Genomic DNA, 26,396 nt, shown 5'->3' on the forward strand with positions numbered 1-26,396 from the left:
GGGGTGCGGACCGGTGATGGGTTGTACCGGTTCATCCTGGGTCAGAACGACACGCTGGTGGTCGGGCACCACATCTTCGCCGACAAGGCCGACCCCAAGGCGCTGGAGCAGGCGTGGCAGGACTGGCTGGCCAAGCTCTTCGCCTGAAGACCATCCCGCGTGACGTGAACACGATCAGCACAAGCCGACCCCCAGATCAACGAGAGAAGCGCCGGTACCGAAGGTCACCATGGGCATGGACGAGAACAGGAACCACAGACACGTCGACGAGGGCCGGCGCGCCGACATCGACTCCCAGGCGGCCGAGCCGCGCGGCCGCCTGGGCCGGCACCCCGATACCCCCGAAAACGGCACCTCAGCGAACGATGCTGCAGCGAACGGCACCTCAGGGAACGACACCCCCGCGGCCGGCACCGTCCAGCAGGGCGCCGACAACGCCGGCGACCCCGAAGAAGGCGCCACGACCCACCCCGATGCCAAGCCGGACGCCGGAGACGACCGTGATGGCGAACAGGGTGCCGGCAAGGAGGACGCCGGAGACGACTGTGACAGCGAACACGCTGCCGGAAACGACCAGGCCGGCAAGGAGGACGCCATAGAAGCCATAGAAGCCACAGAAGCCGGCGAAAAGAACGGGCTGGCCGCTCCGTCCTCCGGGGACGATCCGAACGACGACGCGCAACCGGACAAGGGTGACGACGGCGAAGGTCCCCCCGATTCCGGTAAATCATTCCTCCTGGGCCTCGCCTGGTGGCCCTAAACCACCGACCAGTCTCACCCCGGCTGCCCATCCAACTCCTACGCGGTGAGGATGACCATGTTTCCACGCGACGACCACAGCGCTCACCCCGATGACCACAGCACCCCGGCAGGCGAGCACGACGTTCCACGCCACAACAACGACGCACCCCAAGATGCCGACGCCCTCCCTCGAGACCAGTCCCTCACCCCCCAAGCAGACGCTCCCAACCGCGAACAGGAGGATGTCCTGGGCCGGTGGGATGGTCGGCTCTCCCCAGGGAAGCCGGATGCCACTCTTGAGGCAGACGCTCTCAAGCCTGAGAAGGGGGATGTCCTGGGCCGATGGGATGGCCGGCCCGAGCCTGACAAGGAAGAGGATCTCCTCGGCCGGTGGGCTGGTGCGGAATCTCTGAGGGAGGAGGGTCTCTTTCCTGGGGGAGATGCTCGCGGGGCTGAGGAGGAGGATCTCCTCGCTCAATGGGATGCGCACGTCTCCCTGTGGGAGGAAGAGATCGCTCAGTCGGCGGGCCATGTCCCTTCCCAACGCGGGCAGGTGTCTCAGCCGAGGAGTGCGTGCCTACGGGAGATGGCCTGCGCCGGATGTCCCGGTGCCGCCTCCGTCGCCGGCGGTCAGCTTTCCTCCCCGCAGCCGACCTGCTGGTGCTCCCGGCGCCGATACGGCGATTAGGGGTACGGCGAAGCCGGCGCCGCCGTGCGGCGGGAAGGCCGGTGAGTCTCCGGTCCTCCGCCGTGCGGCGGGAAGGCCGGTGAGTCTCCGGTCCTCCGCCGTGCGGCGGGAAGGCCGGTGAGTCTCCGGTCCTCCGCCGTGCGGCGGGAAGGCCGGTGAGTCTCCGGTCCTCCGCCGTGCGGCGGGAAGGCCGGTGAGAGCCCCCCGGTCCTTGGCCTAGGCTCACGTTTCCATTGCCGAGGGACCTCTGAACTGCCAGTCCGAGCATCATCGCGTGGCGGCCTCCCGGAAACGGGTCGGCCGGTGTCGTGGGCTCGTGGTTGGTGTGTGCCCCGGCGAGCTGGTGCCTGCCGCAGGTGCGGTCGGTGGGTACCGGCTCGTCGGCCTTTCCTCGGTGCTGCTGAGGGATGCCGGCCGGGGGCTCGCCGTATGGTGGCGCCGGTTTCACCGTATCCCCGGCTCGCCGTATCGGCGCCGTGGAGCGGAGCCGTGATGGGCCGGGGAGAGGTGCCGGTTCCATCGGGCTGGGCCGGTTGCCGCGGGGGGAGGTGTGGGTTCCATCGGGCTGGGCCGCGGCGCGCCTGTTCCGGCTGGCTTTGGAAGCAGCGCCGGCGGGCGCACGACTGCACGGGGTCGGCGATGAGGGGGTGGCACTCCGTGACATCGCCGGCGTCATCGGTCGCCACCTGAACCTGCCGGTCGTCAGCATCTCCCGCGAAGAGGCCGACGCCCACTTCGGCTGGTTCGCCGCCATCGCGTCGCTCGACATCCCGGCGTCGAGCACCTTGACCCAGAAGCAGCTGGGTTGGCATCCCGTGCACCCCGCGCTCATCTCGGACCTCGCAGAAGGTCATTACTTCAACGACTAGAGACGAGTAAGTCCTGAAGTGCCTCGATGGTCGCCGGGTATGGCGAAGGGTGTCGGTGATCCGTTTGTGACGACAGACCTCAGCACCCTCCTTACCGCCCTGTAGGTGACGATCGGTGACCGGCTGAGGAGACCGCGCAAGGTGGGGCGTCCGCCGAAGCCATCCGACGCAGAGCAGGAGGCTGGGCTGGTCGGTGGGAGGGGTGGGTGGGCGGTGGGTGATTGGGGCTCGGGTGGGGCTCGGGGGAGTCTTTGGTCACAGGGTTTGAGGGGGCCCTTGGTTAATCGAGGACTATTTCGGGGTGTTATCGGCTTGGCCTGAAATGGTATGTCGGAGGGCCCGATCTGGGGCGGTAAACGGTGTCGTTGATCGGATGTGGGCAGATCATTATTTGTCGAAGTCCTTGAATGCGCTGGTAATCCTGCATGAGAAGCGTACCGATAACGACTGAATAGTGGCCCCGAATAGCTTCGCTATTACGACGGCGGGACGGCAGGACGCGAGCCACCGCCACAGACGAGGGGTCAGCTGAAATGAGCGATCACGTCAAGGCCATCGCCGTACCGACCACCGTAGATTTCCCCTTCGATGCCACGGTGAGCGTGAGTCTGACCCCGGCCAAGAACGGCAACACACCCTGGGGGTGATCACCCCGGGAAGAGTCGCGAACCTCATTGCGGCCGGAGCCGTCGGCTCCGGCCGCATCGTTGTTTCCGCAGGACATCCCGGGCTTCCGCAGGACATGCCGGGTCCGGTTTCACAGGACATGCCGAATCCGGGTGCGGCTCGAAGGGAACGGTGGGAAGCGGAGTCCCAGGTGGTGCCGGTGATGGCGGAGGTGCGGCAGGCCGGGGCGCCGTCCAATTGATCGTGACGGTGCGTGGCCGAGATGATGGTGCCGGACCCTTTTCTCGCGAGGTTCCGTGTGACGGGAAAAACAGTCTGGTCCAACATTCTTTCCGGCTCTCTGTCAATGCTGCGTATTGTTCTCCGCAGAAGGATCTGCGGCATTTACGGCCCCGCGAACCGGGCGGCCTGACAGCGGTAGGTTCATGCCGTTGCCCCTTCCGGCCGGCCCGGTCTGCGCGGGTGTCCGTTCATGCCCACCAGGCACAGCCGGCGCACTACAGGCCATCGGCCCGCCGCGCCGGCACGGTACCCGGCGAGGACACCTACTGCCCTTTCACGACTACGCGAATCACCGCCGCCACGACATAGCAAGCTGGAAGCACACAAGCTGGAAACAGGCATGTCGGAACAGGCATGTCGGAAGAGTCGAGTTCGGAGAGCACCCGGGTTGGAACGGACGGCCGCCAAGCCGTCCGTTCCGTGGTGCCCGGGCGTGTTGAGATGGGCGCCGGGGTGTGGTGAGGCGGGCGCCGGGGTGTGGTGAGGCGGGTGCCCGGGTGTGGTGAGGTGGGTGCCGGTCAGCCGCCTGCGACGCTGGGGAGGAGGTGGAGTTCGGCGTCGCCCGGAACGGGGGCGTCGGACCCGCCGATGGACCGGCAGTCGACCCCGTCGATGTAGACGTTCATGTAACGCCTGAGGGCGCCGCGCTCGTCACGCACCCGCCGTTCGAGCCGTGGCCATTGCCGGCCGAGCTCGTCGAGCACGATGCCGAGCGTGCCCGAGGCGTCGACGCTGAGCGATTTGACGCCGCCCACCTCGCCGCGCAGCGTGGAGGGGACGAGGACGGTCACCGCCACGGCGTCACACCTCCGCCGCGCGGACGCAGAGCACGTCGGGAAGGTGGGTGGCCACCTGCGACCAGGAGTCTCCCTCGTCGCGGCTGGCGTAGACCTCCCCGGAGCGGGTGCCGAAGTAGACGCCGGCCGGGTCGGCGTCGTCGGCGCACATGGCGTCGCGCAGCACGGCGGGGTAGAACGGCTCGGCCGGCAGGCCGTCGGACAGGGCCTCCCAGCTCTTGCCGGCGTCCTGCGAGCGGTAGACACGGCAGCGCGCGTCGGGTGGGAACCGCATCGCGTCGGCGGCGAGCGGGAAGTTGTAGACGACGTCGGGGCGTCGCGGGTGGGCGACGATGGTGAACCCGAAGTCGCTCGGCAACCCTTCGGCGATCGACTCCCAGCGGACCCCGCCGTCGTCGGAGCGGTAGACGCCGTGGTGGTTCTGCGCGTACAGCCGGTCGGGGTCGCCGGCGTCCCGGCTGACCTTGTGCACGCACTGCCCGAACTCGGGGAAGCGGTCAGGCATGAACGTGGCCTGGATGCCGGAGTTGCCGGGCTTCCAGGAGGCGCCGCCGTCGGCGCTGTGGTAGACGCCTCCGGTGGACATGGCCACCACCAGCGAGGACGGGTCGTCGGGGTGGGGGAGGATCGTGTGGATCGCCTGCCCGCCGAAGCCTGCCGCCCACTGCGGGCGGTGGGGGTGGTCCCACAGGGAACGCACCAGCTCGAAGGTGACGCCGCCGTCGTCGGAGACGAACAGGGCCGAGGGCTGCGTGCCCGCGTAGACACGGTCGGGGTTTCCGGCCGGGTCGGTCGCCAGTTGCCAGACCCGCTCCAGCGCGGTGCCGGTGTCCTGCGGGAAGGCGACCGGCGGGTGGTCGGGCTCCTGCCAGGTGGCGCCGAGGTCGTCGCTGTAGGCCACGCTCGGCCCGAAGTGGGAGCTCGTCACCCCGGCGAGCAGGCGTGGCACCGCGCGCCGCTTGTCGATGCACACCCCGTAGACGCCTGTCATCGGGAAATGGGGACCGCTGACGTCCCACGACTTACGGTCGTCGTCGCTGCGGGCCAGGAACAGCCCCTTCGCGGTTCCGAGGGCCAGGAGGACGGTCATCGCGGTCCTTTCAATGCGGTGGCATGGTGACTGTCGGTCAGTATCCACCCGCACAACCTCTTCGGGAAGGGTTGGCACCAACTTTTTTAGAACAGGTGTTTGGCTCCGGCTACGGGCGGCCTTCCTCATGGCGCAGCGAGATGCGCAGGCTGACGGTGCCGCGCAGGTCGAGCCAGGCGGCGTCGGGGCCGCGGACCAGGCGCATCACCACTTCCTCGCACCCCGGGCAGCGGGCCACGTAGCCCGGCTCGGGCCCGTAGACCCGAAGGGAGGCGATGGGGCCGGTGAGCCCGCAGCTCGCGCACCGGCCGCCCGCCGCGGTCACGTCGACCGCGAAGATCTCGCTGAGCGGGCCGGCCAGGGCGTTGCCGTCCTGGTAGTCCTGGTCCTGATAGGTGTCTTCTCGTGGTGATGTCATGTCAGCCTCCGGTGGGGCCGAAGCGTTCGGTCCTGATGCGGCGTGCGTCGTGGCCGAGGGCGAGCAGGATGTCGGCGGCGGCCTCGACGAAGCCCGTGGGTCCGCAGACGTAGCAGTCGGGGGCGAGGTCTGGAGACCAGCCGTGGGTGTCGAGGTCGGCCACGGTGAGCCGGCCCGGCGGGCGGGGCCAGCCGTCGGGGACGGCCCGGGTGTAGAGATGGGTGACGTCCAGGCCGGCGTCGCCGGCGGCGAGGTGGCGCAGCTCGTCGGTGTAAAGACCGGCGCCGGGTTCGCGTACCGAGTAGACCAGGCGGAACGGCGTGCGGCTTCCCGCCTGCTCACGGGCGCGGATCATGGCCATCAGCGGCACGATGCCCGAACCGCCGGCCACCAGCAGCACGGGTGCGGTGGCGGTGGGCCGCCACACGAACCAGCCGCCGACCGGCCCGCGGATCTCCACCTCGTCACCGATCTCGAGCACCTCGGCGAGGTACGGCGAGACCTCGCCGTCGGCGACGTTCTGGACGGTCAGCTCGAGGAGGTCGCCGTCCGCCGCGGAGGCCACCGAGTAGCTGCGCTGGGTGCTGTAGCCGTCCTCGGCGGTCAGCCGCACGTCCACGTGCTGGCCGGGAAGGTGACCCGGCCAGCCGGGGACGCGGAACACCAGCGTGCGGGCGGAGCCGGTCTCGTCACGGGCCTTCACCAGCCGCGCGACCCGCCAGACCGGAGTGCGGGCGTTCAATCGCCCTGGTAGCGCTGCTCGCGCCACGGGTCGCCGTAGTTGTGGTAGCCCGCCGTCTCCCAGAAGCCCGGCCAGTCTTCGTTGAGCAGCCGGATGCCGCGCACCCACTTGGCCGATTTCCAGAGGTAAAGGTGCGGCACGAGCAGCCGCGCGGGGCCGCCGTGCGCGGGGGCGAGCTCCTCCCCGTCGTATCGGTAGGCGATCCACGCCTTCCCGTCCAGCAGGTCCTCGAGCGGCAGGTTGGTGGTGTAGCCGCCGTAGGAGTAGGCCAGCGCGTACTCGGCGGCGGTCTCGACGTCCTCCATCAGGACGTCGAGCGAGACGCCTCGCCAGGTGGTGCCGAACTTGGACCACTTGGTGACGCAGTGCAGGTCGACGGTCGGCGTCTCGCTCGGCAGGGCGAGCAGCTCCTGCCAGGACCAGCGGTGGGTCTGCCCCGCCTCGGTGTCGATGGTGAACTCCCACCGGTCCAGCGGGACGCGCGGGGTGGGGCCGGCGGACAACACCGGGAAGTCGTGTGTGAGGTACTGGCCGGGCGGGAGCTGGACGCCCTCGTCCCTCGGCCGGCCTCGGAAACCACGCGAGATGATGCCCATCGGTCCCTTTCTCTCCCACCGCCGACGGCTGTTCCGATGATCTTCCCAGAGGAAGACGGCCTGCCTGGTTACCTGCGGACTGAACCTACGTGAACCAGGTCACACAGGCCCACAATAGCGAGCCCTGTCGGAAGCGAAACGTGGCATCCCTCCACCCCATACGTGGCATCCCTCCACGCGGGGCGCGCCTGCTTCGTGTCCGAGGCCGGCCGGGTCCGCTGGACGTGCCCTTCGTCCGGGCGGTCATGAAAGTCTCATCGGCTTCCGCTTGATCGGGCCGTGCGGCCTCGCCTACGCATTCGAGCTGTTGACCGCCTGTATCGAGCTGGCTAGCATCCGGGTAATTTACGCTGCCACCGAAACTTTCGTAACTCAATAGAAAATTTCAGCCCCGTGCCCTTCCGTTCCCCAGGGAGATCGCAGAATGAGAAGGTACGTCGCCGCGTCGCCGGCACCTCCCCATCCGCGCAGGCGAGCACCGCGGAGGCCGCTTCGGGTGCTGCTCTCGCTGGCGGTCGTCGCCGCCGCGGCCGCGGTGACCTCGCCCGCCCCTGCGACGGCCGTCACCACCCACCACGAGCCCGCCGACTCCGGCGCCTACATCGCCACCACCGGCGGATCAGGCCGCTTCCCCCTTGTGTCGGCCGGGAAGGCCGCGCCGCTCGTCGTCAGCGCCGCCGACCACGCGGGGGTCATCCGCGTGGTCGGCGACCTGCGGGCCGACCTCGAGCGGGTCACCGGCGTCAAGCCCGCCGTCTCCCTCGACCGCGTCCCGCAGGGCGACGTGGTGCTCGTCGGCACCATCGGCAAGAGCCCGATCATCGACGACCTCGTCAAGCGCGGAAAGCTCGACGTGACCGGGATCGCGGGCAAGTGGGAGACCTCCCTGGAGCAGGTCGTCGCGAACCCGCTCCCGGGCGTGCGCCGCGCGTTCGTCATCGCCGGCAGCGACCAGCGCGGAACCATCTACGGCGCCTACGACGTCTCCAAGCAGATCGGCGTGTCCCCCTGGTACTGGTGGGACGACGTTCCTCCCCGCCACCGCGACGCGCTGTACGTGCTGCCCGGCCGGCACACCCAGGGCACGCCGAAGGTGAAGTACCGCGGCTTCTTCATCAACGACGAGAACCCCGCCCTCGGCACCTGGGCGCCCCGCTACTTCGGCCCCGGCCTCGCCGAGGGCTACCCGGGCGGCTTCAACAAGAAGTTCTTCGCCAAGGTCTTCGAGGTCATGCTCCGGCTGAAGGCCAACTACCTGTGGCCGGCGGTCTGGGGCCGGGCGTTCGCCGAGGACGACCCCGAGAACCACAAGACGGCCACCGAGTACGGCGTCGTCATGGGCACCTCGCACGAGGCGCCCATGATGCGCGGCATCGAGGAGTGGAACAGGCACGCCGTGGCCGCGCAGCGCGACAGCGCCGGCAACATCGTCACGCCGGGCCATGACCCGTACGGCGGCACCGGCGAATGGAGCTTCCGCCGCAACGGCGAGGCCATCAAGAAGTACTGGGCCGACGGCGTCCGCCGGATGAAGGAGCAGGACTTCGAGGGCGTCGTGACCCTGGGCATGCGCGGCAACGGCGACGTCGGCCTGCCCGACGGCGACGGCATCGAACTGATGGAGAGCATCCTCGCCGCCCAGCGGGAGATCCTGGCCAAGGAGAGCGGCGAGCCCCTGGAGTCGATCCCGCAGGTGCAGACGCTCTACAAGGAGGTCCAGCGTTACTGGGACAAGGGCCTGCGCCCGCCGGACGACGTGACCGTCGTCTTCTGCGACGACAACTGGGGCAACATGCGCAAGCTGCCCGACCAGGCGCTGCCCAAGCGCAGCGGCGGCTACGGCATGTACTACCACTTCGACTACGTCGGCGGCGGCCGCAACTACAAGTGGGCCGACACCGTCAACCTGGCCAACACCTGGGAGCAACTGCACCTCACCTACGACTACGGCGTGGACCGGCTCTGGGTGGTCAACGTGGGCGACATGAAGAACGAGGAGGAGCCGCTGCAGTTCTTCCTCGACTACGCCTGGGACCCCGGCCGCCGGCCGCTGGACCGGCTCGACGAGTGGGAGAAGCAGTACGCGGCGCAGAACTTCGGGCCCGAGCAGGCCTCGGCGATCGCCGACGTGCTCAGCGCCTACGGCCACCTGCAGTCGCGCCGCAAGCCGGAACTGCTGAACCGCCGGATCAGCCTCGACCCGGCCAAGGACCCCGCCACCGACTCCTCGGCCGTCGTCTACGACGACAAGGGCACCCCGTTCAGCCTGACCGCCTACCAGGAGATGGACCGGGTCACCGACGAGTGGCAGAGCCTGGCGGCCAAGGCCGAGAAGATCCGCGAGGCGCTGCCGTCCGGGTACGACGACGCCTACTACCAGCTGGTCTACTACCAGGTGAAGGCGACGGCGAACCTGTACGCGCTGCGCAGGGCGCAGTTCACCGACATCCTGTACGCCAAGCAGGGACGCGCCGCCACCAACGATCTGGCCGACCTGGCGCAGGCCCGGTTCGACGAGGACCAGGCGATGTCGGCGTACTACAACAAGACCCTGGCAGCCGGGAAGTGGGACGGCTTCCAGTCGCAGCCGAAGATCGGCTACGGGGACGTGGAGCGGTACGGCCCGAACGCCCCCTGGCAGCAGCCCGAGAAGGACAACGTCGCCCTGCCGGACGCCTTCTACCCCCACCTGCAGCGCATCGAGGTCCCCGTCGCGGCGGAACTCGGCGTCGCGATCGACGGCTCCGACGAGTGGTGGCCGGCGGAGACGTCCCCGGCGGTGCTGCCGGCCTTCAGCCCGTACCAGTCCCAGCCGCAGCAGTACATCGAGGTGTTCAACCGCGGCACGACCGCGTTCGACTACACCCTCAAGCCGTCCGTGCCCTGGGTGAGCGTCACGCCGAAGGCCGGACGCGTCGGCGAGCAGGTGCGCGCCACCGTGCGCGTCGACTGGTCGCGCGCCCCGAAGGGCAGGACGGAGGTGCCCATCACCGTCACCGGAGCCGGCGCGAGCGTGGTGGTCAAGGCCGTCGTGGACAACCCCGTCACGCCGCCCTCGCAGGTCAAGGGATTCGTGGAGGCCGGCGGGCACGTCGCGGCCGAGGCGGCCCACCCGACCAGGACGGTCGGCGGCTCCGGCGTCACCTGGACGCGCATTCCGGGCATCGGCAAGACTGGTGACGGCATGACGCCCAGCCCGGTCACGGCGGCGAGCCGGACGCCGGGCGGCGACGGCCCGCGCCTTGAGTACACGATGACGCTGTTCACCACCGGGCCGGTCAAGGTGTCGGCGGTCCTGTCGCCGAGGAACAACGTCCTGCCCGGCGACGGGCTGAAGTACGCCGTGTCGTTCGACGACCAGGCGCCGCAGACGGTGAACGTCACGGCCGTCACCGGAGCCAACGACACCACGATGAACCGCCAATGGGAGCGCAACACCTCCGACAACGTCAACGTGACCACCACCACGCACACGATCAGCACGCCGGGCGTCCACGTCCTGAAGTTCTGGATGGTCGACCCGACGGTGGTGGTGCAGCGGCTGGTGGTGGACACCGGCGGCGTCCTGCCGAGCTACCTCGGCCCACCGGAGAGCAGGCGGGCCGGGCGCTAGCCCGGGTGGCACAGGCGCCCCGCGACCTCGTCCGGTCGCGGGGCGCCCGCACGCCGTCCCGGCCGTCAGGGGCCCGCCCGGGCGCCGCCTCCCAGGACCGACCGGCGGAGCAGGACAAAGACGGAGACCGCCGGAGGTCACCGGGTTGATGGAGACGGGATCAGCGGCTTGAGGCGGTGGCGGTCACCGCGTTGACGGCGGTCACCGGGTCACGGTCGGCGGGTCAAGGGCGGCGGAGCGTCAGCCGGGCGACCCGGCCCTGCTCTCCGGCGGCCCAGCAGGCGAGGTCCGGGGTACAGGCCACGGTGTCGAACGAGCCGCCGTCGAAGGCCTGCCACCGCTCCCCGCCGGAGAACGTCACGTCGCTGCCGGTGGGACCGACCGCGATGGCCGCCGAGGCCAGGTACGGCAGCCAGGTGACGCCCGACCGGTAGGCCTGCGGCGGCGTGGCGGCCTTGGCCCACGTCGCGCCGCCGTCCAGGGTCACTGCGGCGGCGTCGGGCGAGGGACGATCCGGCTGGAAGTCGCCGCCCACGGCGATCCCGTGCCGGGGGTCGCGGAACGCGAGCGCGAAGACGCCCCGAGCCGAATCCGCGGCGGGCAGGGGAGTGTCGGCGACCGTCCAGGTGAGACCGCGGTCCCGGGAGTGGAACACGCGTGAGCGCTCGCCCCCTCCGCTCGCCAGCCACACGTCACGCCCTCCCGCGGTGACCAGGCACTGGCCGCTCGCCGCGAAGCCTGCCTCGCCGGGCAGCGCGTCCGGCATGCCCGTGGAGGGCAGGACCCGCCAGCTGCGGCCGCCGTCGTCGGTGGACAGGATGCGGAACTTCCCGTCGACGGGGTCGCTCATCGCCAGCCCGTGCTTGCGGTCGAAGAAGGCCATGCAGTCGTAGAAGGCCTTGGGGTCGGCGTTGCGGAAGGTCTCCGCCCAGGTGCGCCCGCCGTCCTCGGTCCGGTAGACGCGGGAGGCGTCGCCCTCGCCGATCGACAGTGCGAGGGCGGTGCGGGCGTCGAAGGCCTCGATGTCGCGGAACTGCAGATCGGCGGTGCCCGGCGGGGGGACGGCGTTCCAGCTCTGCCCGCCGTCGTCGGTACGGAGCACGGTGCCGAGGCTGCCGGACGCCCAGGCGACGCGGCGACTCACCGGGGACAGCCCGCGAAGGCGCGCGGTGACGCCGGTCGGCTTGAGCTCCCAGGCGAGGGCCGGCACCGGAACCGTCGTACCAGCCGATCCCGCGGCGGCCGCGGCGGGCACGGTCGGCGCCGATCCGGCAGGCAGGGGCCGCGCCGCATCGGCGGGCGTCTCCTGGGCCGGGTCGGCGGGCGCCGCCTGCGCGGACGCGGGAGTCGCGATGACGAGCGCGGTCACGGCCGAGATCATCCCGAGCGCGGATCGAAGCATCATGTCCGGCAAGTTAGCCCAAAACGATCTATTTCGTCCACGACCCCGCTACCGGCACGGGGATCCGGGCGCCGGCGTGCCGTCGGCGGCTCGTCCGAACCCGCGTGCCGTCGGCCCTATCGACGTCGCGTGGCGTGGCCGGCTTGCTGACACCGAACCGAGGCTTTGGGGTATCTGGGGTGACCGCCCAGATTCCCTTCATCTAGCGTGGTTTCCAGGTAAGACGTCGTCTCGACATCTTCCCGGGAACCGATACGGCGCTCCGTCAGCCCGAGCAGCACGCCGGGCGTAACCCTTCGACACGGAGTGATCTCATGCTCAAGCACGCTCTGGCCGCCGGCGCGGTAGTGGCCTCCAGCCTCATCGGCCCGGCCGCGATGCCGGCCCAGCCCGCGAGCGCAAGCGCCGCCATGACACAGCAGGTGGCCGCCACGCCGGGCCTGTCGGTCATCGTGACCGACGACTGCTATTACCGGCCATGCCGCCATGGCAAGCATAAGAAACGGGACTCCAGTTCCAGCAGCTCCAGTAGCTCGAGCTCCAGCAGTTCCAGCGGTGGCGGCGGCGGTTCGAGCGGGTCCAGCAGCGGATCCAGCAGCGGTTCGAGCAGTGGCTCGGGCGACGGCTGGGACGACGGCTGGGGCGGCGGGTCCAGCTCCAGCAGCTCCAGCAGTTCGAGTTCCAGCAGTTCCAGCGGTGGCCGTGGCGGCGGTGGCAGCGGTGGCTCGAGCAGTTCCAGCAGCAGCTCGAGCAGCAGCAGCTCCAGCAGCAGCGGCGATTAGGCGCGCAACCTCCGCCGGTCGCCCGCCGTACACCGGCGCCGGCATCGCCGCACCACTCCTCGCCGCCACGGCGCCCGCGGGTCCCCCGGCCGTCACATCGAACGGCCGGGTGGGGCCGTCGCGGTGAGGTTCGCACGGGCCGACGGGCGTGGCGGACCGAGTGTCGCACTAGGGGCAGGGACGGAAGGTGAGCAGGACGTAACGTTCGGGTACATTGACCGGGCGGTCAATCAAGACGATCGTCGGGGTCCACGACACCTTTCTCACGATGGAGGCATGGATGGACCTCACGAAATCGTGGGCGGACGTCGTCGCGTTCCTCGCGGGCGCGGCCGCGGTCCTCGCACCGTTCTTCTGGGCGAGCGCCGCCTCGGACGCCACCCAGCCACTGCTCCTGCTCGGCGCCCTGCTGCTGGTGTCCGCCCTCTGGTCGCTGCTCGGGGCCGGCGGCGCCAGTTCCTGGGTCACCGCGGCGTTCGGCGCCCTGCTGGTCGTGTCACCCTGGGCCTTCGGCTTCGACGGTTCGGCCGCCGCGGCCTGGACGGCATGGATCGCCGGTGCCGTGACGGTTATCGTCGGGCTGTGGACGGCGACCCAGACGCGCAGCCGCGTTCTCACGAACGCGTGATCAAGCCCTCCGTGTGGTCCCGGACCGCCCGCCGGCGCTCCGGGACCGCCGGGGGCGAGCCGGACGCGCGCACGCGCATCTTGGACGCGGCCGAGGAACTGTTCGCCGGCGCCGGCTACGACGCGACCGCCACAGCGGAGATCGCCAAGCAGGCCGACGTGCCGAAAGGGCTGGTCTTCCACTACTTCCCGCGCAAGATCGACGTGCTGATAACGCTGGTCGACGAGCGCACCGGCATCGAGGAGCTGGGCGACCGGGCGGTCGAGGCCGTCCCCGGCGACCCGGCCGGCACGCTCGCCGGGCTGGCGCGCCGGGTCCCGCTGCACGCGTCCCCGGCGATGCGGCGCATCCTGTTCCGCGAGGCCGACACGCACGGCTCGGTGCGCGACCGGCTCCGCCACCTGAACGCCGAGATCATCCGCCGTGCCAGCTTCGCCCTGGAGCTGACCCTGCCCGGCAGCCGCGGCGACGCCGCGCGCCTGGAGGCGGCCGCGGCCATGTTCGCCGCCGTGCTCCTCTACCAGGAGAACCTCTGCCTGCTGACCGGCCACCACATCGATCCCGACACGGTGGCCGACCTCATCGTCAGATCCCTCGCCTGACGGCCGACTCATCGTGAGGTGCCTTGCCTGAGGGCCGTCATCGTCGCTCGTGGCCCTCGGCGAACGGCGGCTGGAAGCCGGCCGCCTGGAACTGCCCGGTCGCCTGGTCGTAGACGTCGGCGCCCACTTCGAAGTCCCAGCCGATGATGCCCCGGTTGAACCAGTGCTCGTCGGCGCTGTTCCCGGCGGCCGAGTACAGCACGTCAGGGACCGGCCGGTGCGGCCGGGCCAGATCGCCGTGCCGCGCCAGGCCTGCACCCAGGACAGGATGTGGGCGGAGGCGTCCCAGAAGTAGTTCTCCGTGCCGAAGTCCACCCGGGGGAGCAGTTCGCGGCCGGCGGCCTTGTACGCGCCGGGAGGCCACATGAAGTAGCCGCCGTAGGAGTGGGTGTTCAGCCCGCAGGCGAGGGGGACGCGGCCGGAAGGCGGTGCAGCGCCTCGACCAAGGGGGCGAGCTCGGGGATGGCCTCCGCCTCCGCCAGGGCCCTGACCAGGACCGCGTCGTGGGCCGGGCGGGCCCTGCTCAGCAGATCCCACCCCTCGGCGGTGAGCTCGGTGTAGATGCCCCGCCGGTCGTCCTGGCACAGGATGCGCGTCAGCAGCCCGCGATCTTGCAACCGGTTGACCAGCCGCGTGGTCGCGCTGCTGGACAGGGCCGCGGCGCGGGCGAGCTGCTGCATGCGCATGTGCCAGCCGTCCTGCCTCGACAGGGCGTCCAGCACGGTGTACTCGACGACGGACAGGTCGTGGCCGGACTGCAGCTCGCGTTCGAGGGCGGTCTCGATGAGGCCGTGCAGCGCCGCGAGGGTTCGCCAGCCCTGCGCGCGGACCTCCACCGCGTCGTCGCCGATTCCCATGACCGCTCCCATCGAGGCCCTCCGCGTGGGACGGCCGCTGATTCGCCCAAGGCAGCTTACCAGGCACAGAGCAAATAGGTGCGTGTGCAAATATCTTGTCTCCCGTGCCACCGGGACGGCACGCACGGCCGCCGCCGTCCCGCCGGGCGTCGCCGCGCATGCCCGTCACGCGGAGGCGGATCTTCGTGTATCCATGTGTGTGATCGATCCTGTGTTCGCACGCAAGGCTCACGGAAGGCGTACGGAAGGCGCACGGACGGTCGCCACCCATGTGGTGGGTTTGCCGGGGGAGAGGACGGGCCGCTTCCTCCGCGATGGGCGCTGATCGCCGCTGGAAGGCCGTTCCCGCGAACGGCCTCCCGCCGGCCGGGGGAGTGGGGAATGAAGGACAGAGCCGTCACGGGCGGGTCGCGCGCGTTCGAGCTGGACGCGCTCGCGGTGAGCGACCGGTTCCGGTTGTTCAACTTCACCCGGCGCGACGACCACCTGGTGTACCTGTGGGTGCTGCGCGCGATGGACCGCCTCCGGGCCGTCCACCAGCTCCAGGCCCACCCCGACGACGTCGCCCGCGTGCTCGCCGAGTTGGGCCGGGCCTACGGCGACGCCCCTTCGGCCGACGACAACCTCCGCGCGCGGCTGGACGCCCTCGCCGACGACGGGGTCGTCCACCGCCTCGAGGACGCCTCCCGGGCCGGCAGCCTCGTCAGATACCGCAACCGCCAGTCGGTGTACCAGTTCAGCGAGCTGGGCTACCAGGCGTTCGCGGCCGTCGAGGAGGTCCTGGCCGCGCGGCCCGAGGACGCCAACCTCTCGCGGCTGGTGTTCTCCGACATCCTCGAAGACCTCAAGGCGCTGGCCGAGGCCAACCGCTCGGGCCACGGCGAGCAGGTCTGGCGCAGGCTGTCGCGCCTGGACGCGGTCATGGAGGACATGGCCCGCCGCTCCGCGCGCTTCCACCTCACCCTCGGCGAGATCACCAGGTCCACCGACGCTTCGCCCGAGACGTTCCTGCGCTACAAGAACACCCTGCTCACGCACATGACCGACTTCATGGCCGAGCTCGACCGCTACCTGCCCCGGCTCGACAAGGCCGTCCGCGACGTCGAACGGACCGGCGTCGCCACGATGCTGGGCCGGGCCGCCGCGGCCGACGAGCGGCCGTTCATGGACCACGGGGAGCGGCTCTCCGACTGGCGCCGCCGCTGGATGGTGCTGCGCGCCTGGTTCGCCGCCGACGGCGGCGAGTCCTCGCGGGCGGCCGAGCTGCGCGCCGCGACCAGGACCGGCGTGTCCGGCGTCATCGCGCTGCTCCGGCAGATCGCCGAGGCGCAGCGCGGCGGGGTCAACCGGTCGACCCAGCTCCGGCACCTGGCCGAGTGGGTGTTCAACGCGCCCGACGAGGGCGCCGCGCACGCCCTGATGACCGCCGCGTTCAACGCGCGCACCGCACGCCATCTGGGCGGCGCGCACGACGACGCCGAGGACATCTCGGTCCGCTCCACCTGGTGGGACGCGCCCGGCGTGGAGATCTCCGTGCCGCTGTTCCGCCGGGGCAAGGCCCCGGCGCCGGGTGTCCCGCAGCCCGTCCGGGGACGGGCCGGCATCCGCGGTGAGCTGCGACGCCGCCAGGCGTCCCACCGCGCCGCCGAGCGGGAGGCCGCCGGCGGCCTGGTGGAGGCCGGGGTCCACGGGCGCGTCCTGGACGAGGCCGAGACCAAGGTGGTCCTGCGGCTGCTGACCCGGGCGCTGGAGGCCCGCACGGTCGTCGCCGGCCGGCTGCGCGCCGCGTCCGGAGGGAACGAGGTGATGACGGTCCGCCTGGTCCCGGCGCCGGAGGGCAGCGCGGTCCGCACGGTCCACGGCGTCCTGCACCTGCCCGGCCTGCGGCTGGACCTCGTCCCCGCCACCCACGCCAAGGGGACGCCGTGATGAGCGCGCGCGGCGTCGCGGCGGGCGTCCTGCCGAGCGACCTCGGCTCCTACCAGCAGGCCGTGCGGCTGGCCCTGACCAGCGACCTGATCACCGCGACACGCCCGCGGCCGGGCGCGCTCGACCACGTGCTGCACTGGGCCGACCAGCTCACCCGCGACCTGCGCGAGCTGTTCGGCTACACGGTGATCGCGACCACCCGGCAGGTCCGGGTGGTGCGCCGCCTGGACGCGCTGGACGACACCCAGCGGCACCTGTTCGCGAAGAAGGGCAAGCCGTTCGACCGCCGCCGCCTGGCCTACCTGTGCCTGGTGCTGGCGCTGTTCCAGCGCTCGCGGGTGGAGATCAGCCTCGCCGACCTGGTACGGGCCTTCGCCCCCGCCGCGAACGCGATCGAGGGGCTCGGGTTCGACCCGACCATCGGCGCGCACAAGGCCGCGGTCGTCGACTGCCTCGACTGGCTGGTCGAGCGGGGCGCGCTGCGGCTCTCGGACGGGTCGCTGGACTCCTGGGCGCACGACACCGAGCGGGGTGACGCCCTGTTCGACATCGACCACGACATCTGCGCGATCCTGTTCAAGCCCGCGCGCCCGGTGCAGCACCTCACGAGCGCGGCGGGCCTGCTGGAGGGCTCGGGCGGGGCCGGGCGGGCGCGTCCCGACGAGGCGGCCCGCCGCGCCCGGCGCCTGCTGGTGGAGTATCCGGTCGTCTACCTGGACCAGGTGGAGCCCGAGGTCGCCGAGGCCCTCCGCCACCCCGGCCTCGCCGACGGGCTGGCACGGCTCACCGGGCTGGCCGTGGAGCGCCGCGCGGAGGGTCTCATGCTGGCCGACCCCGGCGGGCGCTTCACCGACAAGCCGTTCCCCGGCCGGGGCGGAGCGGTCAACCGGGCGGCGGGCCTCCTCCTCGCCAAGATGGCCGACCTGCTGGAGGATCCAGGGGAGCGGCGGGCGCTGAGGTTCGTCGAGCCGCCCGCCGGCGCCGACGACCAGCGTGACCTGCTGGCGCGCGTCGATTCGGCGCTGCCGCACGCCGGGGTCGTCCACGAGCTGGCCTGGGCGCCGCCGCCCGCCCCTGACCCCGGCGCGGGCGGCGCGCCGCCGGCCGAGGTCGCGCTGGTGGAGCGGGCCAGGCTGTCGGCCATGGTCGCCGAGCTGTACGAGGAGCTGGGCGCGGCCTCCTTCTCCGCCGCGTGGCAGCACGACCAGGAGGGCCTGCTCGAGGCCGCGGTGACGCTCCTGGCCGAGCTGCGCCTGGTGCGGCGGCATCCCGGCGGGGTGCTGCTGCTCCCGGCGTTCGCCCGCTACCGCAACATCACCCTTGCGCTGCCCGCTAGCGGCAACGAGCAGGACGCCCTGCCGTTCCCGACGTCTCTCCCGGAGGACTCCGCTTCATGACCCCCGTTCGCGGCCGCTTCAAGCCGTCCCGCGCAGGTGTGATCAACATCTGGGACTACATCGACGAGGAGTTCGTCTTCGCCGACGGCCGGCTGGTGCTGCGCGGGCACAACGGCTCGGGGAAGACCAAGGCCCTTGAGGTGCTGTTCCCGTTCGTCCTCGACGGGGTGAGCGACGCGCGGCGCCTGGACCCTTTCAGCGGCGAGAACCGCACGATGAAGTCCAACCTCCTCTACCGGGGCCAGGAGGCCGAGTACGGCTACGTGTGGATGGAGTTCACCCACGAGGACCCCGAAGAGCGGGACGCCGCCTCCTCTGACGGCGACGGCGACGGTGGCCCCGGCCCAGGCCCAGGCGCCGGGCCGGGCGGGGAGGAGGCCGTGACGCTGATCATCGGCCTGCGGGCCCACCGGCACCGCGACGGGGTCACGCCGTCGTTCTTCGTGACCGGCAGGCGCGTCGGCGTGGACTTCGGCCTGCTCTCCGCCGACTCCCGGCCGCTCACCGAGAAGCAGCTCAAGGCCGCCCTGGAGCCCGGGGCCCGCTACAGGACCGCCACCGACTACCGCGCCGCCGTGGACGCCCGCCTGTTCGGGCTCGGCAAGGAGCGGTACGCGCAGCTCCTGGACCTGCTGCTGGCGCTGCGCCGGCCGCTGCTCGCCAAGGACCTCGACCCGGTGAAGGTGTCGGAGACCCTCAGCGCGGGGCTCAGCCCCGTCGACCAGGTCCTCGTCGAGCAGGCCGCGCGGGACTTCGAGAACCTCGCCGCCGTCCAGAGGCTCTTCGACGACCTCACCCTGGCCGACGGGGCGGTCAAGGAGTTCCTGGTCCACTACACCGCCTACCTCCGCACCCACGTCCGCCACCGGCTCGACCGCGTCGGGGAGCGGCTGGAGGGCACGGCCGGCGGCGCCGCGCGCATCGCGCAGGCCGCGTCCGAGCTGCGCCGCGCCGGCACGGCCCGCGCCGAGGCCATGGCCGGGCGGGAGGCCGCGGAGGCCGAGCTGGCCAGGTACGACGCCAGGCTCGCCGCGCTGAAGCAGCACGAGGCCTACCAGGCAAGGGGAGAGCTGGACGGGCTTCGCCGCCGGATCGCCGACGAGGGCGCGGCCATCGGCAAGGAGCGGCGGCGCCTGGGGCAGGCGCGCGAGCACGTCGCCAAACTCGGCGCCGAGGCGGCCAAGGTCGCCGCGCGGCTCGGCGACGCGCGTGCCAAGGCCGACCGGCACCTCAACGAGCTGGTCGAGGCCGCCGGGAGGGCCGGCATCGCGGGAGGCGGCGAGATCGCCGAGGCCGCGCCCGAGGAGGGCCTGGCCCTGGCCAGGGCGCGCGCCGCCGCGAGGCGCGGCGACGTCGAGACCGTACGCGGGCACCTGGCCGCGCTGGAGGCCGCCGAAGCCGGGCGGAAGGGCGCGGAGAGGTCGGCCGAGGAGGTCGACCAGGCGGTCTCCGACGGGCAGGAGCGGCTGTCGGCCGCGCAGGAGGGGGTCGACCAGGCCCGCCGGACGGCGCGCGCCGCCCTGGCCCGCTGGGCGGAGCGATGGGTCACCGCCCCCGATCCGGCCATGGCGACCGCCGCCGATCCGGTCGTGGCGACCGCCGCCGATCCGGTCGTGGCGACCGCCGCCGATCCGGCCGTGGCGACCGCCGCCGACCTCGCGGCGCTGGAGGAGACCCTCGACGCGATCGGTGAGCCGGGCGCGCGGCGGCTGCCGGAGGTCTTCGGCGAGCTGGCGGAGGAGCGCCGCGGCCAGATGATCGAGGCCAGGGCCCGCGCGGGCGCCGAACAGGCGCGGGTCACGGCGCTCGTGCGCGATCTGCGCGCCGAGCGCGAGGCGGTGGCCGCCGAGCGCGACGACGCCCCGCCCGGCGACGACCTGCGCACCGCCGACCGTGAGGGGCGGCCGGGCGCGCCGCTGTGGCGGCTGGTCCGCTTCGCCGGCGCGGTCGGCGACGGCGATGCCGCGGGCATCGAGGGCGCCCTGTACGGGGCGGGGCTGCTGACCGCCTGGGTCCATCCCGATCCCGAGCTGACCCTGGCGGAGCTGGCGGCCGGGCAGGCCGACGGGTACCTGGTCGCCCTGCCCGAGGATCGGCGGCCGGCGGGGCGGACCCTCGCCGACGTCCTGGTAGCCGAGGAGCAGGACATGGTCCCCGCCGGGGTCGTGGCAGCCGTCCTGCGCTCGATCGCCGTCGACGACGATCTCGCGCGGTCCTTCCCCGCCACCCCCGCGGTCAGCGCGCGGGCCACGTTCGGCTTCGGCCCCCATCTCGGCGGCCGGCCCAAGGCGGCGGCGGAGTACATCGGGGCGACCAACCGGGCCGCCCGCCGTCTGGCCCGCCTCGCCGAGTACGACCGGCTCATCGCGGCGCACCAGGCGACCCTGGAAGGCCTGGCCGAGGAGTCCGAACGCCTCGGCGGGCTCGCGGCCGACTTCGGCCGCGCCAGGAAGGAGCTCCCCGAGACCGGGCCGATCCTCACGGCGGCGCGCGGCGTCGCCGACCGGGCCACCCGGCTGGCGGTGGCGCGGGGACGGCTGGCGGAGGCCGCCAAGGAGCTCGACGGCGCGGTCGCGGAGGTCGGCGCGGCGGGCCGCAGGCTGCGTCAGGCCGCCGCCGAGCTGTCGATGCCCCGCGACCCCCGCGAGGTGGACGCCGTCGCCCAGGCGCTGGACGATCTCACCCGCGAGGCCGAGGGGTTGCGCGCCGAACGCGAGAAGGCCGCCACGGCCGAGGGGGACCTCGCCGAGCGCGAGGAGACCATCGAGCGGCTCGGCCGGGAGCACGCCGAGGCGGCCGCCGCGCTCGGCGACCGCGAGGGGGCGCACGCCGTGCTGGTCGAGCGGCTGGAGACGCTGGAACGCACCTTCGACGCCGACCTGACGGAGGTGCTCAGGCAGATCGGCGAGACCGAGGGCCTGATCGCCGCGGCCCGCGCGACCAGGGGCGAGCACGACCGGGCCGCGGCGGCCGAGCGGGAGGCCGAGGTGCTCGCCGGGGCCGAGCTCGAGCACGGCCGCGAGTCCCTCGCGGCCGCCTTCGCGGCGCTCGCCGGGGAGGTCGCCGAGTTCGTCCCCTACACCCAGGCCGATCTGCGCCCGCTGGCCGGTGTCACCGATCCCCGGCCCTGGCCGCTGGAGAACCACCCCCAGGTCCCGGAGCAGGCGGCCAAGGGCGTCGCCGACCTGATGCTCGCCGACCCGCCGCCCGACCCGCTGGAGGCGGTGCGGGCGACCCTGCCCTCCGACGCGCTTGTGCTGATCGACGCCTACGACGCGGCGACGCGGGGAGGTCGGGCCGTGACGAGCGCGGCGCTGAAGAGCAGCTTGGACCGCGTCTCCAACGCGCTGCGCGACTTCCAGGCGGCGCTGGAGGGGTGCCAGGAGGACTACCGGCTCGACTGGGAGCCCGGCGCGGTGCTGGCCGTCCACGTCATCGACGCCGACGGCCGGATGCCGGTGTCGGCGTTCGCCCGCGCCGTCGCCGAACGCGCCGGGGAGCAGGGCGTCCTGCTGGAGGACCGCGAGCGCACGGTCCTTGAGGACGAGCTGCTCACGAGCCTCGCCCAGCAGATCCACTCGCGGGTGGTCGCCGCCAAGGACCTGGTGCGCGGCATGAACGCCGACACCCGTTCCAAGCCCATGTCCTCGGGGACCACGATCGGCATCCGGTGGGTGCAGTCGGACAAGATCGACGACCGGCGGCGCGCCGTGGCGGCGCTGCTGGTGCGCGACGCCGCGGGCGCCGGCCACCAGGGGCTCTCGGCGCTGCGCGGGCACCTCAGGCAGATGATCAGGGACTACCGGGGCCGCAACTCCCGCGCCACCTACAAGGAGGCGCTCGCCGCCGTCCTGGACTACCGCTCGTGGTACACCTTCGAGCTGCTGATGGCCCGGCGCGGCGAGCCCGAGGTCCGGCTGACCCGGGCCAGGCACTCACAGATGTCGGGCGGGGAGAAGTCCGCCTCGATCCACCTGCCGCTGTTCGCGGCGGCCAACGCGCTGTACTCCTCGGGCCGGGCGTCGTGCCCCCGGGTGATCGCGCTGGACGAGGCGTTCGCCGGCATCGACGACAACTACAAGCCCGAGCTGCTCGGGCTGACGGTGCGGTTCGACCTCGACCTGTTCATGACCGGCCACGACCTGTGGTGCACCTATCCGACGGTCCCCATGATCGCCCATTACGATCTGCTGCACGACAGCGAGCTGCGGACGGTGTCGACCATCCTCGCGCTCTGGGACGGGGCCCAGGTCTTCGACGCGGACGCCGGGTACGCCGGCAACGACGAGCTGGTCAAGGAGCTGCTCGGCTTCACCCCGCGCCGTCACGTTCCCCCCGGCTCCCCGCAGGCCACCCTCTACGACGGTGAGGACGACGAGGAGGACTCCAGTGACCCGGACGCAACGGCCTGACCTGCGGGTCCTCTCCGCCCCGTCTCCGTGGGGCTGGACCGGAACCGCCAAAACGGACACCTTAAAGTAATTCCACAAAGACGTGTCAACCCCATCAGAACGGGCACGCGACTCCTCGGCAGAGACCGCATCAGGCCACTCACTCTCATGGGATCGCTATGGTCATCCAGGACACCGTCATACCGGCCGTTTCGTGGCTACGTCGTGCCGCCTGCCGCGGTGAGGACCCCGAGTTGTTCTTCCCGATCTCGGCGAAGGGCCCCGGCCACGCCCAGCACGAGCGGGCCAAGGCCGTCTGCCGTCGATGCCCCGTGCAGAACCCGTGCCTTGAGTACGCGCTGAGGACCGGCCAGGAGCACGGCATCTGGGGAGGCACCGACCCCGACGAGCGCAGGGTGAGCGCCGCGAGGGGGCAGGACCGGCACGTGCGCATCGGATAGCGGCCGGCTCTCGGGTGTGCCGTGGCGCGGGGAGAGGTCACTTCAGCGCGCCCGCGGTGAGGCCCGCCTGGATCTGGCGCTGGAAGATCGTGTACACGACCAGCATGGGGAGGATGGCCATGCTGAGCGCGGCGAACAGGGCCGACCAGTCGGCGTCGTAGCCGGCCGCGGTGGAGATGTCCGCGATGCCCTGGGTCAGCACCCACTTGTCCTTGGCCTGCCCGCTGAGCAGGACCAGCGGGATCTGGTACTGGTTCCACTGGCCGAGCACGTTGAAGATCGTGATGCTCACGATGCCCGGCCGCGCCATGGGAAGCATGATCTGGAAGAACACCCTGCTGTGCGAGGCGCCGTCCACGAACGCCGCCTCGGCGACGGCCTGGGGCAGCGTGCGGAAGAACGCCGACAGGAAGAAGACCGTGAACGGCAGCGAGTAGGCGATGTACACCAGCACCAGCCCGCCACGGGAGTCCAGGCCGATGAACTGGCCGATCAGCGGGACGCTCCCCATGTTCTGCACCACGAAGAACAGCGGGGTCAGCGCCAGATAGACGGGGAAGGCCAGCCCCGAGACGAACAGCAGGTAGATCGCCCGGTTGCCGCGGAACTGATAACGCGCGAGCACGTAGGCCGCCATGGAGCCGAACAGCATCGTGCCGAACGTGCCGAACGCCACGACGACGACGCTGTTCAGCATGTACTGGCCGATGTGGGCGTGGTCCCAGGCGCGGGCCCAGTTGTCCCAGCGCAGCGACGCGGGCAGCGACCAGGCGCTGCCGAAGATCTCGTCCTCGCTCTTGACCGAGGCCAGGAACGTCCACAGGATCGGCACCGCCACGAGCACGGTCCACACGACCAGCGCCAGGTGGGACAGCCCCGACAGCGGGCCGAGCCGGGCCCTGCGCCGCTCGCGCGCCGCGCTGCGGCTGAGCCGTACCTTTCCTGCCTGCGAAACCATCGCCGGGCCCTTTCTAGAACTCGATGCGGTCGCGCCGCGACAGGCGCATGGCCAGTACCGCGAAGGCGACCGTGAAGAAGAACAGCACCACGCCCAGGGCGCTCGCGTAGCCGAACCTGAAGTACTGGAAGGCGTTGCGGTAGATCTCGGCGGCCATCACGGTCGTGGAGTGGTCGGGCCCGCCGTGCTCGGCGGTCATGACCCACACGATGGCGAAGACGTCCAGCGCGGCGATGCCGAGGTAGATCAGCCCGACCTGCACCGTGTCCCACAGCAGCGGCAGCGTGACCTGGAAGAAGAGCTGGACCCGCCCGGCGCCGTCGATCCGCGCGGCCTCGAACATCTCGCGCGGGATGGAGGCCATGCCCGCGGAGAACAGCACCACGTAGAACCCGACGGCCTGCCAGACCAGGACGCCCAGGATCGACCAGAACGCGACGTCGGGGTTGGACAGGAAGCCGACCGGCTCCAGCCCGAGCGCCATCAGCGGCGCGTTCAGCATGCCGCTCTTGTCGGGCCGGAACACCTGCTGGAACAGCACGGCGACGATCGCGACCGCGAGCACCTGGGGGAAGAAGAACACCACCCGGTAGAACCTGGCCCCCCAGATGCCCGACACGCCGCCGGACTCGCCGGCCACGTTGAGCAGGAAGGCGAAGAACAGGGCGATGGCGATCGTCAGCAGCGGCAGCAGGACCAGCAGCAGGGCGTTGTGGCCGACCGCCGTCCAGAAGACGCCGTCGCCGAGGAGCCGCTGGAAGTTCTCCAGCCCGACGAACTGCGGCGTGGCGCTCACGCCCCGCCAGTTGGTCATCGCGATGTAGAAGGCCTGCGCGTACGGCGAGATCACGTAGATCAGGTAGAGCAGCACCGGTACCGCCAGGAAGCCGGCGATGAACCGTGCCCTGGTGTAGTCGGTCCTGTGCGTCATGGCGAACCGTCCGAGCGCTGCCCGGAAGCCGAGCGGGACATAGGACATCTGCTTTCTGTCGGTGACGGCGCGGGCACGGATGGCCATGCTCGCGCGTGGCGGTTCCCTGCCGCCCGGGAGAGGCCGCCGGTCGCGGCCCTCCCGGGCGGGCCCCCGATCAGCGGGTGAACTTCTTCACGGAGGAGTCGTTCTTGATCTCGTCGGCCTTCTTCTGGCACCGGTCGGCCCACTCCGCGACCTTCAGGCGGCCCGACATGAGCTGGCCGGTGGCGGCGGCCACCTCGTCGTGCAGCGGCTGGTACCACTGCCGGAACCGGAAGTAGGTGGTGTTGGTCCCGGCGTTCTGCAGGGCCGTCGACGCGGAGGCCAGGCCCGAGGAGAGCGTGCGGCCCTCCGCGGCGCCCTTGACCACGGTGAGCGTGCTGAGCAGCTCGCTGAACTTGCCCGCGCCCTCCTTGGACAGCATGGCGCGCATGTACTCCATGCCGGCGCGCGGGTTGGCCGACTTGGCGGCGACGAAGTACTCCTCGCCCGGCCGGGAGTGCACGGTGCCGTACGGCAGGGCGTCCGCGTCGGTGAAGGAGGGCAGCGGGAACATCGAGTAGCCGAAGTCGGACGGAGTCGAGTCCTTCTGCTCGTTCTCCAGCCACGACCCGCAGGGCAGCATGGCGACCTTGTACTTGTTGTGCGCCGTCTGGGTCTGGATGTGGTCCAGTCCCTCGGTGCCCTGGAGCAGGTACTTGGCGCCGAGGTCGGCGAACGCGCCGGCGGCCTTCGCGATCGGCTCGGCCTTCCACGCTCCGTCCGCCAGGTTGTCGATGTTCTTCAGGACATCGACGCCCCCGATCTTGGCGGCGAGGGTGAGGATCGTCTCGTAGATGTAGAACGGGTGCTTGCCGGCGTAGGTGAACGGGGCGCACTTGCCGGACTTCTTGATCGTCTCGCACAGCGCGGTGAACTCGTCCCAGGTCTTCGGCACCTGCCAGCCGTTGTCGTCGAAGAGCTTCTTGGAGTACCAGATGCCCCAGACCGTGTTGGCGTACTCGAGCACGCAGTACTTGCCGTCGAGGGTGCCGAGCTCGATGGCCGCGGGCAGGATGGTGTCCCGCACCTTCACGTTCGGGTCGTCCCAGCTCGGGGCGTCGAGCAGCTCGGTGAGGTCCTGCAGCTGGCCGTCCTGGGCGAGGGCGCCGAAGTCCATCGAGTTGTCGCCGGAGTTGTTGATGAACTCCGGCGGGTTCCCGCCGGCGAACCGCGGCTGCAGCGTCTTGGCGATCTCCTTGGTGGCCGTGTGCTTGATCTGCACCTTGGCGTGCTTGGTGTTGAACAGCGGCTCGTGGATGTTCTTGGCGTAGGCGTCGCCGTACCCGCCGTCGAAGATCACCACCTCGAACGGCTTGTCCTCGGCGATGCCGAGGGGGTTGGCCGCGCTCTTGGCCCCGGTGGCCTGGGTCGCCGGGGTGGATCCACCACCGCCCGCCGGGGTCGCGCACGCCGACAGCGTGCCCGCCGCCGGGAGCAGCAGGCCCGCGAGAGCCGCGCTTCGCAGCAGTTCACGCCGGGAAAAAGAGTTATCCGCCATCAGTCCTCCTGGG

General features: G+C 71.4%; 22 protein-coding genes. 10 read left to right on the plus strand and 12 right to left on the minus strand.

The features are described from left to right. Window positions 1–235 precede the first annotated feature (235 nt). Window positions 236–760, plus strand: a complete 525-nt coding sequence (locus MYF83_RS35420; protein WP_248965122.1) for a hypothetical protein — start codon at window positions 236–238, stop codon at window positions 758–760. On the opposite strand, the gene MYF83_RS35425 is transcribed toward MYF83_RS35420, so the two are convergent. Next, window positions 728–1,273: a hypothetical protein gene (locus tag MYF83_RS35425; RefSeq protein WP_248965124.1), complete on the minus strand. Its 546-nt coding sequence runs from the start codon at window positions 1,271–1,273 to the stop codon at window positions 728–730. The genes MYF83_RS35420 and MYF83_RS35425 overlap by 33 nt on opposite strands. Before the next feature lie 803 nt (window positions 1,274–2,076). Here MYF83_RS35425 and MYF83_RS35430 point away from each other — a divergent pair. After that, window positions 2,077–2,298, plus strand: a complete 222-nt coding sequence (locus MYF83_RS35430; RefSeq protein ID WP_248965125.1) for a Rossmann-fold NAD(P)-binding domain-containing protein — start codon at window positions 2,077–2,079, stop codon at window positions 2,296–2,298. A gap of 1,427 nt (window positions 2,299–3,725) precedes the next feature. Here the strand turns inward: MYF83_RS35430 and MYF83_RS35435 are convergent. The 5 genes from MYF83_RS35435 to MYF83_RS35455 form a co-directional block, all read right to left on the minus strand. Further along, window positions 3,726–4,004, minus strand: a complete 279-nt coding sequence (locus tag MYF83_RS35435) for a MoaD/ThiS family protein (RefSeq protein ID WP_248965126.1) — start codon at window positions 4,002–4,004, stop codon at window positions 3,726–3,728. Between the two features lie 4 nt (window positions 4,005–4,008). Next, window positions 4,009–5,094: a WD40/YVTN/BNR-like repeat-containing protein gene (locus tag MYF83_RS35440; protein ID WP_248965127.1), complete on the minus strand. Its 1,086-nt coding sequence runs from the start codon at window positions 5,092–5,094 to the stop codon at window positions 4,009–4,011. Between the two features lie 109 nt (window positions 5,095–5,203). After that, window positions 5,204–5,512: a DUF6510 family protein gene (locus MYF83_RS35445; protein WP_248965129.1), complete on the minus strand. Its 309-nt coding sequence runs from the start codon at window positions 5,510–5,512 to the stop codon at window positions 5,204–5,206. A 1-nt stretch (window position 5,513) separates the two neighbouring features. Beyond that, on the minus strand, window positions 5,514–6,254 hold the full coding sequence (locus tag MYF83_RS35450; RefSeq protein ID WP_248965131.1) for a ferredoxin reductase: 741 nt from the start codon (window positions 6,252–6,254) through the stop codon (window positions 5,514–5,516). Beyond that, a complete protein-coding gene (locus MYF83_RS35455) occupies window positions 6,251–6,850 on the minus strand; it encodes a sulfite oxidase-like oxidoreductase (protein WP_248965133.1) in 600 nt (199 codons plus the stop codon). Before MYF83_RS35455 ends, MYF83_RS35450 begins: the two co-directional genes overlap by 4 nt. A gap of 424 nt (window positions 6,851–7,274) precedes the next feature. On the opposite strand from MYF83_RS35455, the gene MYF83_RS35460 reads away from it, so the two are divergent. Continuing rightward, the gene (locus tag MYF83_RS35460) at window positions 7,275–10,463 is read left to right on the plus strand and encodes a glycosyl hydrolase 115 family protein (RefSeq protein WP_248965134.1); all 3,189 of its coding nucleotides are present in this window, start codon (window positions 7,275–7,277) and stop codon (window positions 10,461–10,463) included. 223 nt (window positions 10,464–10,686) lie between these two features. On the opposite strand, the gene MYF83_RS35465 is transcribed toward MYF83_RS35460, so the two are convergent. Continuing rightward, window positions 10,687–11,868 (minus strand): WD40/YVTN/BNR-like repeat-containing protein, encoded by a 1,182-nt coding sequence (locus tag MYF83_RS35465; RefSeq protein ID WP_248965136.1) that lies wholly within the window; start codon window positions 11,866–11,868, stop codon window positions 10,687–10,689. Between the two features lie 311 nt (window positions 11,869–12,179). Here MYF83_RS35465 and MYF83_RS35470 point away from each other — a divergent pair, with 311 nt between their 5' ends. The 3 genes from MYF83_RS35470 to MYF83_RS43335 all read left to right on the plus strand — a co-directional run bounded on the left by MYF83_RS35470 (window position 12,180) and on the right by MYF83_RS43335 (window position 13,877). Next, on the plus strand, window positions 12,180–12,647 hold the full coding sequence (locus MYF83_RS35470; protein WP_248965138.1) for a hypothetical protein: 468 nt from the start codon (window positions 12,180–12,182) through the stop codon (window positions 12,645–12,647). 280 nt (window positions 12,648–12,927) lie between these two features. After that, window positions 12,928–13,275 (plus strand): SPW repeat domain-containing protein, encoded by a 348-nt coding sequence (locus tag MYF83_RS35475; protein WP_248965139.1) that lies wholly within the window; start codon window positions 12,928–12,930, stop codon window positions 13,273–13,275. After that, window positions 13,272–13,877, plus strand: coding sequence for a TetR/AcrR family transcriptional regulator (locus MYF83_RS43335; protein ID WP_308201559.1), 606 nt, complete (start codon window positions 13,272–13,274; stop codon window positions 13,875–13,877). The genes MYF83_RS35475 and MYF83_RS43335 overlap by 4 nt, the downstream gene beginning before the upstream one ends. A gap of 37 nt (window positions 13,878–13,914) precedes the next feature. Here MYF83_RS43335 and MYF83_RS35485 read toward each other — a convergent pair whose 3' ends face one another. Both MYF83_RS35485 and MYF83_RS35490 read right to left on the minus strand, forming a co-directional pair. After that, window positions 13,915–14,079: a hypothetical protein gene (locus tag MYF83_RS35485; RefSeq protein WP_248965141.1), complete on the minus strand. Its 165-nt coding sequence runs from the start codon at window positions 14,077–14,079 to the stop codon at window positions 13,915–13,917. Window positions 14,080–14,269: 190 nt separating this feature from the next. Then, entirely contained in the window at window positions 14,270–14,734 is a 465-nt protein-coding gene (locus tag MYF83_RS35490) for a MarR family winged helix-turn-helix transcriptional regulator (RefSeq protein WP_248965142.1), read from the minus strand. 381 nt (window positions 14,735–15,115) lie between these two features. On the opposite strand from MYF83_RS35490, the gene MYF83_RS35495 reads away from it, so the two are divergent. The 4 genes from MYF83_RS35495 (at window position 15,116) to MYF83_RS35510 (ending at window position 22,912) form a co-directional block, all read left to right on the plus strand. Then, complete coding sequence (locus tag MYF83_RS35495; protein WP_248965143.1) at window positions 15,116–16,663, plus strand: TIGR02677 family protein; 1,548 nt, start codon at window positions 15,116–15,118, stop codon at window positions 16,661–16,663. Further along, window positions 16,663–18,060 carry a DUF2398 family protein gene (locus tag MYF83_RS35500; protein ID WP_248965144.1) on the plus strand — a complete coding sequence of 466 codons (1,398 nt, stop codon included), beginning with the start codon at window positions 16,663–16,665 and terminating at the stop codon, window positions 18,058–18,060. Before MYF83_RS35495 ends, MYF83_RS35500 begins: the two co-directional genes overlap by 1 nt. After that, complete coding sequence (locus MYF83_RS35505; protein WP_248965145.1) at window positions 18,057–22,472, plus strand: TIGR02680 family protein; 4,416 nt, start codon at window positions 18,057–18,059, stop codon at window positions 22,470–22,472. The genes MYF83_RS35500 and MYF83_RS35505 overlap by 4 nt, the downstream gene beginning before the upstream one ends. 158 nt (window positions 22,473–22,630) lie before the next feature. Continuing rightward, window positions 22,631–22,912, plus strand: a complete 282-nt coding sequence (locus MYF83_RS35510) for a WhiB family transcriptional regulator (RefSeq protein ID WP_248965147.1) — start codon at window positions 22,631–22,633, stop codon at window positions 22,910–22,912. 37 nt (window positions 22,913–22,949) lie between these two features. Here MYF83_RS35510 and MYF83_RS35515 read toward each other — a convergent pair whose 3' ends face one another. The 3 genes from MYF83_RS35515 to ngcE form a co-directional block, all read right to left on the minus strand. Then, on the minus strand, window positions 22,950–23,870 hold the full coding sequence (locus MYF83_RS35515) for a carbohydrate ABC transporter permease (RefSeq protein WP_248965148.1): 921 nt from the start codon (window positions 23,868–23,870) through the stop codon (window positions 22,950–22,952). A gap of 13 nt (window positions 23,871–23,883) precedes the next feature. Then, a complete protein-coding gene (locus tag MYF83_RS35520; RefSeq protein ID WP_248965149.1) occupies window positions 23,884–24,888 on the minus strand; it encodes a carbohydrate ABC transporter permease in 1,005 nt (334 codons plus the stop codon). Between the two features lie 70 nt (window positions 24,889–24,958). After that, window positions 24,959–26,383 carry an N-acetylglucosamine/diacetylchitobiose ABC transporter substrate-binding protein gene (gene ngcE / locus MYF83_RS35525; RefSeq protein WP_248965150.1) on the minus strand — a complete coding sequence of 475 codons (1,425 nt, stop codon included), beginning with the start codon at window positions 26,381–26,383 and terminating at the stop codon, window positions 24,959–24,961. Window positions 26,384–26,396 lie beyond the last annotated feature (13 nt).

Source organism: Sphaerisporangium perillae, from assembly GCF_023276435.1.
GTDB lineage: Bacteria > Actinomycetota > Actinomycetes > Streptosporangiales > Streptosporangiaceae > Sphaerisporangium > Sphaerisporangium perillae.